This is a genomic window from Citrobacter sp. R-1.5.2 (genome assembly GCF_035064245.1).
Lineage (GTDB): Bacteria > Pseudomonadota > Gammaproteobacteria > Enterobacterales > Enterobacteriaceae > Citrobacter.
Genome location: NZ_JASEYC010000034.1, coordinates 1 through 11,535, shown reverse-complemented (window position 1 = coordinate 11,535; position 11,535 = coordinate 1). Strand labels below are relative to the sequence as shown.

The 11,535-nt window shown below is 55.6% G+C and carries 17 protein-coding genes; 9 read left to right on the top strand and 8 right to left on the bottom strand.

The window, feature by feature from the left end; genetic code table 11:
* Positions 1–399: 399 nt before the first annotated feature.
* Positions 400–816 (top strand): fosfomycin resistance glutathione transferase FosA3, encoded by a 417-nt coding sequence (locus QMN38_RS25780; protein ID WP_014839980.1) that lies wholly within the window; start codon positions 400–402, stop codon positions 814–816.
* A 4-nt stretch (positions 817–820) separates the two neighbouring features.
* Here QMN38_RS25780 and QMN38_RS25775 read toward each other — a convergent pair whose 3' ends face one another.
* The 5 genes from QMN38_RS25775 to QMN38_RS25755 form a co-directional block, all read right to left on the bottom strand.
* Positions 821–1,339 (bottom strand): FidL-like protein, encoded by a 519-nt coding sequence (locus QMN38_RS25775; protein ID WP_014839979.1) that lies wholly within the window; start codon positions 1,337–1,339, stop codon positions 821–823.
* Positions 1,339–2,127, bottom strand: a complete 789-nt coding sequence (locus QMN38_RS25770) for a winged helix-turn-helix domain-containing protein (protein WP_014839978.1) — start codon at positions 2,125–2,127, stop codon at positions 1,339–1,341. The genes QMN38_RS25775 and QMN38_RS25770 overlap by 1 nt, the downstream gene beginning before the upstream one ends.
* Before the next feature lie 19 nt (positions 2,128–2,146).
* Positions 2,147–2,725, bottom strand: coding sequence for a TetR/AcrR family transcriptional regulator (locus QMN38_RS25765; protein WP_064548968.1), 579 nt, complete (start codon positions 2,723–2,725; stop codon positions 2,147–2,149).
* 190 nt (positions 2,726–2,915) lie between these two features.
* Positions 2,916–3,167 (bottom strand): hypothetical protein, encoded by a 252-nt coding sequence (locus QMN38_RS25760; protein WP_053390144.1) that lies wholly within the window; start codon positions 3,165–3,167, stop codon positions 2,916–2,918.
* 4 nt (positions 3,168–3,171) lie between these two features.
* Entirely contained in the window at positions 3,172–3,582 is a 411-nt protein-coding gene (locus tag QMN38_RS25755) for a Spy/CpxP family protein refolding chaperone (protein ID WP_053390145.1), read from the bottom strand.
* A 428-nt stretch (positions 3,583–4,010) separates the two neighbouring features.
* Between QMN38_RS25755 and QMN38_RS25750 the strand changes: the two genes are divergently transcribed.
* Genes QMN38_RS25750 through QMN38_RS25735 form a run of 4 tightly spaced genes read left to right on the top strand, consistent with a single transcriptional unit; the run spans position 4,011 to position 7,113 of the window.
* A complete protein-coding gene (locus tag QMN38_RS25750; RefSeq protein ID WP_053390146.1) occupies positions 4,011–4,838 on the top strand; it encodes an ABC transporter substrate-binding protein in 828 nt (275 codons plus the stop codon).
* 1 nt (position 4,839) lies between these two features.
* On the top strand, positions 4,840–5,658 hold the full coding sequence (locus QMN38_RS25745) for an amino acid ABC transporter ATP-binding protein (protein ID WP_053390147.1): 819 nt from the start codon (positions 4,840–4,842) through the stop codon (positions 5,656–5,658).
* Entirely contained in the window at positions 5,658–6,440 is a 783-nt protein-coding gene (locus tag QMN38_RS25740) for an amino acid ABC transporter permease (protein ID WP_053390148.1), read from the top strand. The genes QMN38_RS25745 and QMN38_RS25740 overlap by 1 nt, the downstream gene beginning before the upstream one ends.
* A complete protein-coding gene (locus tag QMN38_RS25735) occupies positions 6,430–7,113 on the top strand; it encodes an amino acid ABC transporter permease (RefSeq protein ID WP_053390149.1) in 684 nt (227 codons plus the stop codon). The genes QMN38_RS25740 and QMN38_RS25735 overlap by 11 nt, the downstream gene beginning before the upstream one ends.
* 62 nt (positions 7,114–7,175) lie before the next feature.
* Here QMN38_RS25735 and QMN38_RS25730 read toward each other — a convergent pair whose 3' ends face one another.
* Together QMN38_RS25730 and wrbA are read right to left on the bottom strand one after the other, a co-directional pair.
* A complete protein-coding gene (locus QMN38_RS25730; RefSeq protein ID WP_053390150.1) occupies positions 7,176–7,403 on the bottom strand; it encodes a YccJ family protein in 228 nt (75 codons plus the stop codon).
* Positions 7,404–7,419: 16 nt separating this feature from the next.
* On the bottom strand, positions 7,420–8,025 hold the full coding sequence (gene wrbA / locus QMN38_RS25725) for an NAD(P)H:quinone oxidoreductase (RefSeq protein ID WP_053390151.1): 606 nt from the start codon (positions 8,023–8,025) through the stop codon (positions 7,420–7,422).
* 285 nt (positions 8,026–8,310) lie between these two features.
* Between wrbA and QMN38_RS25720 the strand changes: the two genes are divergently transcribed.
* The 3 genes from QMN38_RS25720 to rutR all read left to right on the top strand — a co-directional run bounded on the left by QMN38_RS25720 (position 8,311) and on the right by rutR (position 9,795).
* A complete protein-coding gene (locus QMN38_RS25720) occupies positions 8,311–8,613 on the top strand; it encodes a hypothetical protein (RefSeq protein WP_053390152.1) in 303 nt (100 codons plus the stop codon).
* Positions 8,614–8,862: 249 nt separating this feature from the next.
* A complete protein-coding gene (locus tag QMN38_RS25715) occupies positions 8,863–9,039 on the top strand; it encodes a con-10 family general stress protein (RefSeq protein ID WP_053390153.1) in 177 nt (58 codons plus the stop codon).
* A gap of 117 nt (positions 9,040–9,156) precedes the next feature.
* Positions 9,157–9,795, top strand: coding sequence for an HTH-type transcriptional regulator RutR (gene rutR / locus QMN38_RS25710; protein WP_053390154.1), 639 nt, complete (start codon positions 9,157–9,159; stop codon positions 9,793–9,795).
* Here rutR and QMN38_RS25705 read toward each other — a convergent pair.
* On the bottom strand, positions 9,792–10,187 hold the full coding sequence (locus QMN38_RS25705; RefSeq protein ID WP_053390155.1) for a lysozyme inhibitor LprI family protein: 396 nt from the start codon (positions 10,185–10,187) through the stop codon (positions 9,792–9,794). The two genes, rutR and QMN38_RS25705, sit on opposite strands and share 4 nt — an antisense overlap.
* Positions 10,188–10,384: 197 nt before the next feature.
* Here QMN38_RS25705 and QMN38_RS25700 point away from each other — a divergent pair.
* Positions 10,385–11,535, top strand: a 1,151-nt coding sequence (locus tag QMN38_RS25700) for an MATE family efflux transporter (protein ID WP_265869405.1), incomplete at its 3' end; no start/stop codon positions are given.

Here is an 11,535-nt window from a genome sequence, read left to right as displayed (position 1 = left end):
TTGAATGGGTTCATGTGCAGCTCCATCAGCAAAAGGGGATGATAAGTTTATCACCACCGACTATTTGCAACAGTGCCGTAATTATTTAGGATATAGCTCTGTGATTTAGTCTTTTTAGGGCGTTTATTTATGTCTTTATGCTGTAATGTCGGTGCTGATTTGGTCTTCAATAAGGCGATTTTTAGCCCGCTTTTTCCGGGGGGATGAAATGTTATTGGATTGCTAAATGATTTCAAAAAAGGGGTAACATAGAGCGGGGATTAGTGTGGCGAGGCGCAGGTTTCCGATGGCAGGCTAAACGCAAAAAATGCGCTTTTTAGCCGGTGATGAGGTGAGGCCGGGAGGGGATGCGTCGCCGATCACAGTTTACAACAGGGTTTGATAACGGGAGGAAAAGTCATGCTGCAGGGATTGAATCATCTGACGCTGGCGGTCAGCGATCTGGCGTCAAGCCTGGCATTTTATCAGCAGTTACCTGGAATGCGCCTGCACGCCAGCTGGGATAGCGGAGCCTATCTCTCCTGTGGGGCGCTGTGGCTGTGCTTGTCGCTGGATGAGCAGCGGCGTAAAACGCCCCCTCAGGAAAGCGACTATACCCACTACGCCTTCAGCGTGGCGGAAGAAGAGTTTGCCGGGGTGGTGGCTCTGCTGGCGCAGGCGGGGGCTGAGGTATGGAAAGATAACCGCAGTGAAGGGGCGTCTTACTATTTTCTCGACCCTGACGGCCATAAGCTGGAGCTGCATGTGGGGAATCTGGCGCAGCGGCTGGCCGCCTGTCGCGAACGCCCCTACAAGGGGATGGTCTTTTTTGATTGACGGGTTAGTTCAGCTTACTGCCGGATTTCAACGTGCAGATCCACAGCGGTGAATTGATAGAGCTGAGCAAGATAGCCTTTTCGTTGAGCTTCTGAGCGTTGAGAAACAGCCCGTCGTGGCTGTCGGACATCTCGCGCATAAAGTAGTCGAAAATCACGTTCGGCGATTCATCAATCGAGGAGGCGCTCGATTCCCACTGATTGATGCGGTAATGACGCTCGGTGGCCGAGATGCGTTTGCTGCTGTAGGTAAACTTCACGTAGCGTTGCAGGTAGAGCCAGCCGGCGGCGGAGTCGGTGTAACCTTCGACCACCATCGAGCCTTTACCCTGCGCGCCAAAATTGAAGTGAATATTGCCGTTAACGTTCTCTTTGTCCATGTTCTCAAAGCGCATGATGCCCTTAGTGGAACAGCTCATGACACCCGCGTTGTCGGCAGGCAGCAGCCGCCAGGCGCTAAACGCGGCGGCGGCAATAAATACCAGAACGCAGAGGGCAAAGAACGGACGCGGCGCGAGTCTCATTACGGCTTCCAGGAGTAGTAAAAGTAGTTATCGCAATAGCTGAACGGGTTATCTTCATGCATGGCGCAGTGGGCAAGGAACACGCGCCCCAGCCCGTTGGTTTCGAGCCGATCGCCGTAGAAGAAAAGAAAACGTTCACCGGGTTTACAGGCAATATTCAGCCGCTGGCGTACCTCATCGAAGTTTTTGCCGTAGGACTCTTCACTGACCGAACGTCGCATTTCATCGCTGGCCAGCAGTTCGCACTGGCTATGGCTGAGGCGGGTCAGCGCGATAGGCTGGGATTCACTGATGCCGACCAGACTGAAGGCAACCAGAAGCAGGGCAATGGTGAGCAAGCAGGCTCCGGCCATGTACCAGCACATCCCGCGAGCATGTGCGGAGCGCGGTGCGTCTGGCGTTGTCGTAACGGGCGGCGGTTCGGCAGGCGTCTGTTGTGGTGAAACCGGCGGCGCGTCGTCCAGCGCTTCGATAATGACCTCGGGATTAAGCTGCAAATAGCCGCGCGAGACGGTGACGATGATGTTATCGACGCCGTAATGGCGAAAGGTCTTCCGCAGCATGCTGAGATACTGATTCAGATTGCTGTTGGATGAGGTTAATCCATTGTCATCCCAGACTTTTTTCAGAACATCTTCCCGGCTGACAATCTCGGTATGGCGCAGAAAATAGTTAAACAGGGCGCTGGCGGTGAGGGATAGCTGGCTGTCCGGTTCATCGCTTTGCGGCAGCGTCAGGGTTCCGTCGGTGGCGTCGTAGATAAAACGGGCATTGATGTTGTAGCGCATCGCGGCCTCAGTCTGTGCTTCACGCGGGAAGCGTCATTTTATTCAGGGAGTCAACCAGCGCGCGACGGTGGTCGGCGCTCATGGTGATCCCTTCCGTCAACTCCGAAAGCCAGATGCCGTCAGCGGCGTAGCGCACCAGCGTGCCGGTTGGGCTGTTATCCAGCTCATCGCCCTGCGCCAGTTTCTCCAGCATCCAGTCGCGCCAGCATTTGCGCAGCACCGGTTCATCGGGCATTGCCAGCGACAAAACCATAAGCTGGCGGCTTTCATGGGTGTCCGTGAGATCCGCCAGATAGTTCAGATAGGCGCGGGTAAACCGGCCATAGCTCACGCCATCCTGTTGCATCAGCGCGGTAATCGCTTCTTCCATGATTGCCAGCAGACGCGCGAACAGGGCGAATATTAGCGCCTGCTTGTTCGGGAAATGGTGGATAAGGCCGCCTTTACTGACACCTGCCTCGCGGGCAACGGCGTTCAGCGACAGGGCGGCAATGCCATCCCGACCAGCAATCATTGCCGCGGATTCCAGCAATTGTTGGTGCAGACGGACCGGATCTTTCTTGCGGTGTTGGGCTTCCATATTCATGGCCCGAATCATACCGACCAGACGGTATGATTATTTTTGACGACGATCAAGGCGTACGGGATGTCAGTAGATTGAATGTGGTTAATGCGTGAGAGGTCACAATTCGTAGTATGAATCAGGCAGTTATCACCCAGGGGGCGTTTTGGCAAAAAAAACGCGGTGAGGGGGCTCACCGCGTTCGAACGTTTATGACGATAACGACTTACTTCTGCGCGGCGCTTTTGGCCTTCGCTTTGGCGTTGTCACAGGCGGTCTGGTTTTTCGCACAGGCGTCTTTCGCGGCTTTCGCCTCTTTCTGTGCGTTAGCTTTCGCCGTGCTTTTGGCCTGAGCGCACTGCGTAGGGTTGTCCTGGCAGGCGGTTTTCGCTTTGCTGACAGCCTGACCGTTAGCCGCCGTTGCTGCGCCGCAAATCAACATAGCGCATGCTCCCAGCATCAGAGTGATTTTTTTCATGGACTTACTCCGCTGCCGCCTGGGCCAGATCGTTCTGTACCTGCTTACGCTGCTCTGCTGTCAGCACCTGGCTTAAGTCGAAGTAGTATTTCACTTTGTAGTAGCGTACCTGCTGGTCAACTTTGCTGAATGCCGCCAGCTGCTGCTTCACGCCCGCTTCGTTCCATTTACCGGACTGGATCATATCGATGATCATGCCGTCTTTAACATCTTTCATGGAGATAGACTGAACGTTTTTCTCCAGCTGCTGGTGCAGTGTTTTGATTTTAGAAACCTGAGCATCGGTCAGCTTCAGGTGCTGAACAATCGGGTCCTGAGCTGGAGCCGGAGCGGCTGCGACATCAGCGGCCTGAGCGGTGAAGGTTGCGCCAGCGAGCGTTGCGACCAGTAAAGCCGTGCGGGTAAATTTTTTCATTGTAGTCATCCATAAAGCATTTGAATTGACGCCGAAGCATCAGACGGGGGAGTCCCCATTTATTGTCGGGCTAATAATAGGTTGCCTGATGCTGACGATGCTTGCGGATTGTTGTGTCTGTTGGTAACGATGGGAAACAATGACTCTGTGAAATCATCCTTTTTTACGTATTAAGACCGTCTTAATCTTTCGCACTCTCCCTGCTATTTCAGCAGCAAACCCGGTGTCTGTGGAAATGCGAAATATCGCTAAGCATTTGCGGTTTTTGTCGCAGTTAAGCCATGCTAATCAATTTTTTACCTTTATATAACAATCACTTTCGTTAAAGGATATTTCGTTATAAGCCATAGCGAATCGTTATTTGTGCCGATGAAGACGGTGTGGGAGCGTAAAAAGACAATACAAAAACAGGGGTATCCAGAAAGATTATGGCAAAGACAAAACAGACAGTAGCACAGCTCGCGATCGTGACCGGCCTGGTGGCGGCCAGCTTCACGACCTTTACCGCTCAGGCGGATCAGCTGGCGGATATTAAGGCGAAAGGGGTGGTGAAAGTCGCCACCTTTGACGCAAACCCGCCGTTTGGCTCGGTGGATGCCAAAACCCATGAACTGGTGGGCTACGACGTTGATTTCGCCAAAGCGCTGGCAAAATCGCTGGGTGTGAAGCTGGAGCTGGTGGCGACCAACCCGGCCAACCGTATTCCGCTGTTGCAGTCTGGCAAAGCGGATCTGATCGTGGCCGATATCACCATCACGCCGGAGCGCGCGCAGGTGATTGATTTCTCCACGCCGTACTTCGTCACCGGTCAGCAGTTCCTGGTGCCAGCGAGCAGCGGCGATAAGCTCGACGATTACAGCAAATCGCGTATTGGCGCGGTGAAAGGCACCACCGGCGAGCAGACGCTGCACCAGCGCTTCCCGCAGGCGCGCGTGCTTTCCTATGATGATATCCCGCTGGCGCTGACCGCGCTGCGCAACGGCAACGTGCAGGCGATTACCCAGGACAGCACCATTCTGGCGGGCCTGCTGGGCGAAGCGCCGGATAAAGCGAAATTCAAAATCCTGCCGGATCTGCTGAGTAAAGAAGAGATCGGCGTGGGCGTGAAAAAAGGGGAGCCGGCGCTGTTGAAGGCGGTGAACGATGAGCTGGTGGCGCTGGAGAAATCCGGCGAGGCAGCCAAAATTTATGATGTCTGGTTTGGTCCTTCCACGAAAGCGCCGCAGCCGCGTTCCTTTACCATAGAAGCAAAATAATATGTTGTCGGCTTTACTCTCTCGTTCCGCGGCGAAGGCCGCGGATTTTTCACATCTGCAGAACGCCAGCGTGGAGTTCCGTCAGGTGGTGAAGGAATACGGCAGTCATCGCGTGCTGAACGGCATCGATTTGACGATTAATCCCGGCGAAGTGGTGGCGATCCTTGGGCCTTCCGGCTCGGGAAAGTCGACGCTGATTCGCCTCATCAACCAGCTTGAAAGCCTGAGCGGCGGCGAGATTCTGGTGGACGGCAAAGCCACCCGCCAGCTCAACGGCCGGGCGCTGCGCCAGCTGCGTAGCCGGATTGGCTTTGTCTTTCAGCAGTTCAATCTCTATGCCCACCTGACGGCGGCGCAAAACATTATGCTGGCGCTGGAGTCGGTTCACGGCTGGACGCGCAGCGATGCGCATCAGCGGGCGCTGGCGCTATTACAGCAGGTGGGGCTGGCGGAAAAAGCGGACGCTATGCCTTCGCAATTGTCGGGCGGGCAGCAGCAGCGGGTGGCGATTGCCCGGGCGCTGGCTTCGTCGCCGCAGATTATTCTGTTTGATGAACCGACCTCGGCGCTGGATCCGGAAATGATTGGCGAAGTGCTGCACGTGATGCAGTCGCTGGCCCACAGCGGTATTACCATGATCGTGGTGACGCACGAAATGCAGTTTGCCCGCGAAATCGCCGACAGAGTGGTGTTTATCGACGGCGGCGACGTGCTGGAAGTGGCGCCGCCAGCGGCATTTTTCGCCCGGCCACAGCATCCTCGTGCGGTACGTTTTCTACAGAAGGTGCTGGATCCGCTGCATCAGGAGCGGACGGCGTGATGAGCAATTTCGACTGGCTCGGGGTGCTCAGCGGGCAGCCTCTGCAATGGATTATTTCGGGCTTTCTCACCACGCTGTGGGTTTCCCTTGCGGGAATTGTGCTGGCAAGCGTACTGGCGACGCTGTTTTTGCTGCTGCGGCTGGCGGGCGGTCGGCTCGGGCAGGGCATTACAGGCTGCTGGGTGTCGCTGTTTCGTAATACGCCGCTGCTGGTACAGCTGCTGTTCTGGTACTTCGCGGCCTGGAACTTTCTGCCGCAGGGGATGCGTGATTTTGTGAACGATCCGCATGACTGGTCGATTCTGCCCGGCGACGTCTGGTGGTTGACGCCGGAATTTCTCTGCTCGGCATGGGGGCTTGGCGTTTTTACCTCGGCGTTTCTGATTGAGGAGGTGGCGGCGGGGCTGCAAAGCGTACCGAACGGGCAGCGGGAAGCGGCGCTGGCGCAGGGTTTTTCCACCGCCGGGTTGCTGCGCCACATCCTGTTGCCGCAGGGGCTGGCGAATGCCTGGCAGCCGGTGGTCGGCCAGTATCTTAACCTGATGAAGCTATCGTCGCTGGCCAGCGGTATTGGGTTTGCCGAGCTGACCTATCAGGTGCGGCAGATAGAGAGCTACAACGCGCATGCGCTGGAAGCCTTTGCCGTGGGCACCGTGCTGTACCTGTTTACCGGCATCGTGCTGGGGCTGCTATTGAGCCGCCTGGGGCCAAAGCCAGTAGGGCAGGCGAAGCGGCGACGTCAGGTTAGGGATGTGCAGGGAGGGATTCAGCATGAACGCTAATCTGGCGGTCATTGTCGATAACCTCGACTATCTGCTGTGGGGGCGACTGGCGGACGGCGAACCGGGCGGCGTCGCGCTGACCCTGATGATGGCGCTGGGGGCGGGCGCATTAGCGCTGCCGGGTGGCGTGTTGCTGGCCTGTGCGGCATGGCGATTCCCCGGCATCACGCGGCGTTTACTGTACCTGTGGGCGGAGATTATTCGCGGTATTCCGCTGATATTCGTTATCTTTTGGCTGTGGTACCTGTTGCCAATGCTGACCGGCAGCGATTTACCCGGCGCGGTCACGGTGACCTTAGCGCTGGCCTGGTTTACCGCGGCGTCGGTGATGCACTCGGTGCTGGCAGGGCTGCAGGCGTTGCCGAAGGGGCAGTATGAAGCGGCACTCACTCAGGGATTTAGCGCCGGACAGAGTCTGCGGTTAATTCTGTTGCCGCAAACGCTGCGCAACGTGCTGCCGTCGCTGGTGGGGATTTTCATCAGCCTGCTGAAAGATACCTCGCTGGCGTTTATCGTCAACGTCCCGGAGCTGACGACCGTGGCCGGGCAGGTGAATAACCGCGTACAAATCTACCCGACGGCCATTTTTGTCTTTATTGGCGTGGTCTACTATCTGCTCTGTTTTGGGCTGGAAAGGGTGGCGAAGCGCTGGCAGCGTCGAGTGACGGTATAAAAAAACAGCCCGGCGTCGCGTGATGCTCAGTCGGGCTGGGATGTTATTTGGTCAGGTCCGAATTAAACGTTCTTACGTTCAATGGTTTGCTCGCCCCAGAACAGCGCATCTTTGTCTGTTTTACGGAAGGCCAGCTCAAGAACGGCATCGCTGCCTTCTTCCCAGATTTTTTCCGCGACTTTTTCGTCATACTTTGCGAGTTCAAAAATCGCTTCGGCAATTTCCGGCGAGGTATTACGCAAGCTCGCCCATTCACCTATATGATGTGCTTTGCCTTCTTGTGTGGGCATCTCTCTTCTCCCTTAATTAGCCTTTGAGTTTAACGGCCAGGCCAGCGACATATTCACCCTGATAACGGGCAATCGACAACTCTTCCTGGCTTGGCTGACGTGAGCCGTCGCCGCCGGCAATGGTTGTAGCGCCATACGGCGTGCCGCCGCGAACCTGCGAGATATCAAACAGTTCTTGCGCCGCATAACCGATCGGTACAATCACCATACCGTGGTGGGCGAGCGTAGTCCAGGTGGAGGTGATGGTTTGTTCCTGACCGCCGCCGGTGCCGGTTGAGCTAAACACGCTGGCCAGTTTGCCGTACAGCGCGCCGGACGCCCACAGGCCGCCGGTCTGATCGAGGAAGGTGCGCATTTGTCCGGCCATATTGCCGAATCGGGTTGGCGTACCAAAAATAATGGCGTCGTAATCGGCTAACTCCTGCGGCGTGGCGACCGGGACGGCCTGCGCTTTGCCGCCCGCTTTGGCGAACGCTTCTGCTTGCATGGTTTCCGGTACGCGCTTGACGACGACATCAACGCCGTCCACTTTATTTGCGCCTTCCGCGACGGCTTTAGCCATCGTCTCAATGTGTCCGTACATGGAATAATAGAGCACCAGAACACTTGCTTTTCCACTCATCTTAACTCTCCTGTGTCAAATTCGTTGGTTACGTAACAAGCTTCCTTAAGCATAGCCCGTGCTGACGGATTCGCTGCATCACGCCAGTAAATTCTCGCTTAAACAACGCGATTGCCTGTTTTTTAAACGAAGGCCGGTTCTGCGGTGCATCAAAACAGTAACTCATTAATAACTATGATGAATAATATTGGCGATTAACTATTTATTTGGTTGATTGTTATCAACAACTTTTGCGCCTCATTCCCGGAGAATATGCGCTGGTGGGTCACACACAACGGTAGGTGCATGAAGAAACAAATAGCGGTGGCTGTCATGATGGGCGCGAGCCTGCTGGCGATTTCGCTGGTATCAGCCCCGGCGATCGCGCAGGACGCGCAGATGGCCAGTCAGCAAATTTATCAAGGCTTCGGCGTGACGGTCACCCGGCAGGGCGATAGGGTGACGGTGAACGGCGCGGCGGCAGAGAAGGCGGAATATAACGCCGATGCTGACGTCTATATTCAGGGGCCGTACCGGTTGGTATTTCACAAGCGCACCGGCAAAGTCCGGCTGATGAAAGACGGCAGCTATGTGGGCGTGCTGAAGTAACCTCGCGAGGTGCGGCTGACGCATAATGTCACATTTTTCTGTCGCCGATTTTCCCCCATGATAAGAGTTGATTAGGGGAACACCCCGGCGTCAGCGGGTAAAACCTGACGGCAGATATGTCAAAATATGACCAGCTGCCGTTTCACACCCCTACGGCGACTATGCTTATCACTACCGCGTTATATCGCGGGTGATTACGCTTTTCATCTACGTAATGCACGATGTCGTTCTCTCAACTGGAGGTCAGTAATGGCAAACCATCGCGGCGGTTCAGGTAACTTCGCTGAAGACCGGGAAAGAGCATCAGAAGCAGGTCGTAAGGGGGGCCAGCATAGCGGCGGGAACTTTAAAAACGATCCCCAGCGCGCCTCAGAAGCGGGCAAAAAAGGCGGGAAAAACAGCCATGGTAGTCATCGCGGCACCTAACGGCGCATGACGTTATGGTTTCTCACCTAACCGCCGGTTTTACCGGCGGTTTCTTTTTCCGGTTGAAGCCGGCCCTCGCTACCCGCAAAATAGGAGAAAATCACAAGGAGAGGGCGTATGGCTCTGAATGCAGTAAAGAAAAGCGGCAAACGTTCTCAGGCGGTTAGCGCCAAAAAGCAGGCCATTCTCACCGCCGCGCTGAACACCTTTTCCCAGTATGGGATCCATGGCACGCGCCTCGATCAGGTTGCCGAGCTGGCCGGGGTGTCAAAAACCAATCTGCTCTACTATTTCCCGTCTAAAGAAGCACTGTACGTTGCCGTGATGCAGCAGATCCTCGATATCTGGCTGGCGCCGCTGCGTGCTTTTCGCGAAGATCTGGCACCGCTGGTTGCCATTAGCGAATACATTCGTCTCAAACTTGAGGTATCGCGTGATTACCCGCAGGCGTCGAAGCTGTTCTGTCTGGAGATGCTGCAGGGCGCGCCGTTGGTGATGGATGAGCTGACCGGCGATTTAAAAACGCTGGTGGCCGATAAATCGGCGATTATCGCGGCGTGGGTGAAGAGCGGAAAATTGGCGCCCATCGACCCTCATCATCTGATTTTTATGATTTGGGCGACCACCCAGCACTATGCCGATTTTGCCACTCAGGTGGAGGCGGTCACCGGGAAAACGCTGCGTGACGAGGCGTTCTTCCAGCAGACCGTCGAAAACGTCCAGCGGATTATCATCGACGGTATTCGCGTACGTTAGCTGGCTGGCGGTAGCGGGCAGCTCAGATCGCCTTCTTCACATTGCAGTAGTGAGGCGAGAAACGCTTCACGTTCGTTGGTTTTATCCGTCAGGCACTGATTGTTGACCATCGGCTGCACGCTGCCGCCGTGGCTGCTGGAGCTCATAAACGCGCAGTCCGCGTCGCGTAGGGCAATCCATGCGCTCTGGGCCTTCTTGAGTAAATCGCGCTGCGCGGGCTCGGCGCGCTTGAGCACGTCCTGCCAGGTTTGATTCAGCTTCTTATCTGCCGCCTGATATTGTTCAGCGCTGCAGCTGTTCAGCTCGGCCTGCGTGTTGGCGTTGTCACACGCGTCTGCCAGTGCGTAACTGCTGGTGAGCAGCAGGGCGAGAGCCGATAATGCACGTTTCATTCGATAACTCCCCAAAGTATTGCTACAGAGTCCAGGCTCTGGATATAACACGATTTTACCCCGGAATCTCCTCCTACCACCGTGTGTTTTTCTGATTTTGAAAGCCAGCGCAATGTTCGGATAGACGCCTTGGGTGTAGAAGGTTGATCATCCCGCGTTGGGTGCGTGTGTAGACTGAAAAAGGGAGAGCGTCAGCGATGACGGGCATGGAAAGTCAGGTTCGGCTGGGGCTGTTTACTCTGGCATGGCCAATATTTGTCGAACAGCTGCTGCGATTAATGCTCGGCTACGTCAGCGTCTTCATGTTAGGGCACTATTCGGATGAGGCGGTCGCCGCCACCGGGGTCGCTAATCAGATCCTCGCCATTTCGGTGATCTTCTACGGTTTTCTCACCGTCGGTGTACAGATCGTGGTGGCGCAGCTATTGGGCGCGAAGCGTTTTCGGCGCGTTGAGCGGGTGATTACCAACGGTTTGGTGGTGGCGTTTCTGATCGGCGTCGCGATGAGCCTGGTGTTTGTGCTGTTTGGCGATGCCTTCCTGCGGATGCTCGGGCTAAGCGATGAGCTGGTGGTGGTGGGTTCGCCGTTTATCCGCATCATCGGCGGTATTTCGGTAATTATCGCGCTATATTCGTCAATCTTACCTATTCTGCGTACCCACGGCTTTGTGCGTCAGGCGATGCTGGTGCCGATCACCGTCAGCGTGGTAAACGTGGTATTTAACTACCTGTTTCTTTACGGCCAGCTCAGCTTTCTTGGGCTGGGCGTCACCGGCGTTGGGATCGCGGTATGCATTGCCAACGTCATCGGTATGCTGATGTCGGCGTGGATGCTGAAAAAATACATCGGCTACGTGTTTCGCTGGCAGAAGCTGCGGCAGTGCTCGCGCAAAATGCTGGGGGCGATTCTGCGTTTTGGTCTGCCGTCAGCCGGGGAGAATCTCTCCTACGCCGGGTCGCAACTGGTGGTGACCGCCATTATCGCCTTTCTCGGCACCGAGGCGCTAACCACCAAAGTGTATGCGTCAACCATCAGCCAGTTCGTGGCGCTGTTTGCGATGTCGATAGGCCAGGCCTCGCAGATTATTATTGGCCGCGCAGTGGGGGCGAGGGAAATAGAATCCGCCTACCGGCAGGGCGTTAAAAGTTGGCGGCTGGGGCTGCTGGTGGCTTTTTCTCTCAGCCTGATTATCTTTTTGCTGGCCGAGCCGATTATGCAACTCTTTACGCCTAACCCGCAGGTTATCGCCCTGACCAAAAAGCTGTTTATGTGGCACTGTTGCAAAGTTAGCGATGAGGCAGCCTTTTGTCTTATTCAAAGGCCTTACATTTCAAAAACTCTGCTTAC